The organism is Staphylococcus microti, assembly GCF_000934465.1.
GTDB classification, from domain to species: Bacteria; Bacillota; Bacilli; order Staphylococcales; family Staphylococcaceae; genus Staphylococcus; species Staphylococcus microti.
The window spans coordinates 1-392 of record NZ_JXWY01000134.1 but is presented as its reverse complement, the minus strand read 5'-3'; the positions used below and the strand labels follow the sequence as shown (position 1 = coordinate 392).

General features: G+C 39.0%; 1 protein-coding gene. It reads right to left on the bottom strand.

The features are described from left to right. Nucleotides 1-108: 108 nt before the first annotated feature. A partial coding sequence (locus tag TP70_RS10440; RefSeq protein ID WP_044361510.1) for an RNA-guided endonuclease TnpB family protein occupies nucleotides 109-392 on the bottom strand: 284 nt, incomplete at its 5' end.

Below are 392 nucleotides of genomic sequence, written 5' to 3'. Positions count from 1 at the left end.
TGGGAGCTTCTTGGGAATAGAGCGTACTTGATAGTTTATTTCTTTACTAACAGCGCTGTCTCTTATTTACCAAGCTATCCCCGTAGTTCCTACGGTTCTTGATGCTACTTAAGCTAATGCCATTATTCTTAGACCTTCGTTCAAGATATTTATACTGGCATTGATATCTCGATCATGATGTGTACGACAAACAGGACAAGTCCATTCTCGGATTTCAAGAGACTTCTTGCCGTCTTTGTGACCACATTTCGAACAGATTTGACTAGATGGAAACCATTTGTCTACCTTAATGATTTTCCGTCCGTACCAATCAGCCTTATATTGTAATTGCGTCACAAAACGAGACCAAGAGACATCAGAAATACTTTTTGCCAGTTTATGATTACGTAACA